Annotated in this window: 1 protein-coding gene; it reads left to right on the forward strand. The window is 72.3% G+C overall.

The annotated features are described in order from the left end of the window. Nucleotides 1-1,280, forward strand: a 1,280-nt coding sequence (locus AB0I82_RS36350) for a phosphomannomutase/phosphoglucomutase (RefSeq protein ID WP_363261776.1), incomplete at both ends; no start/stop codon positions are given.

Here is a 1,280-nt window from a genome sequence, read left to right on the forward strand (position 1 = left end):
ATCGTGAAGGCGTACGACGTGCGCGGCGTGGTCCCCGACCAGTGGGACGAGACCTTGGCCGAGCTGTTCGGTGCGGCGTTCGCCCAGGTCACCGAGGCGGAAGCGATCGTCATCGGGCACGACATGCGGCCCTCCTCGCCGGGCCTGGTCCGCGCGTTCGCCCGCGGCGCCGCCGCGCGCGGCGCCGACGTCACCGAGATCGGGCTCTGCTCCACCGACGAGCTGTACTACGCCAGCGGCGCGCTCGGCCTGCCGGGCGCCATGTTCACCGCCTCGCACAACCCGGCCCAGTACAACGGCATCAAGATGTGCCGGGCCGGCGCGGCGCCGATCGGCCAGGACACCGGCCTCGCCGAGATCCGGGCGCTGGCCGAGGAGTGGCTGGAGAAGGGCGCGCCCGAGCCCGTCGCCGAGACCGGCTCGGTCACCCAGCGCGACGTCCTGGGCGACTACGCCGCGCACCTGCGCTCCCTGGTCGACCTCTCCGGCATCCGCCCCCTGAAGGTCGTCGTGGACGCGGGCAACGGCATGGGCGGCCACACCGTCCCCACCGTCTTCGAGGGCCTGCCGATCGAGCTGGACCCGATGTACTTCGAGCTGGACGGCACCTTCCCGCACCACGAGGCCAACCCGCTGGACCCGAAGAACATCGTCGACCTGCAGGCCCGCGTCCGGGCGACCGGCGCCGACCTCGGGCTGGCCTTCGACGGCGACGCCGACCGCTGCTTCGTCGTCGACGAGAACGGCGACCCGGTCTCCCCGTCCGCGATCACCGCGCTGGTCGCCTCCCGTGAGCTGGCCAAGGAGCCCGGCTCCACGGTGATCCACAACTGCATCACCTCCTGGTCCGTCCCCGAGGTCGTCAAGGAGAGCGGCGGCAAGCCCGTCCGCACCCGGGTCGGCCACTCCTTCATCAAGGCCGAGATGGCCAGGACCGGCGCGATCTTCGGCGGCGAGCACTCCGCGCACTACTACTTCCGCGACTTCTGGAACGCCGACACCGGCATGCTCGCGGCCATGCACGTACTGGCCGCGCTCGGCGGCCAGCAGGGCCCGCTGTCGGGCCTGGTCGACCGGTACGACCGGTACGCGGCCTCCGGCGAGATCAACAGCACCGTCGACGACCAGGCCGGCCGGCTCGCCGCCATCCGCACCGCCTACCAGGGGCGCGAGGGCGTGGAGCTGGACGAGCTGGACGGCCTCACCGTCACCGGCGCCGACTGGTGGTTCAACCTCCGGCCCTCCAACACCGAGCCGCTGCTGCGCCTGAATGTCGAGGC

Source organism: Streptomyces sp. NPDC050315, assembly GCF_040655775.1.
Classification (GTDB): domain Bacteria; phylum Actinomycetota; class Actinomycetes; order Streptomycetales; family Streptomycetaceae; genus Streptomyces.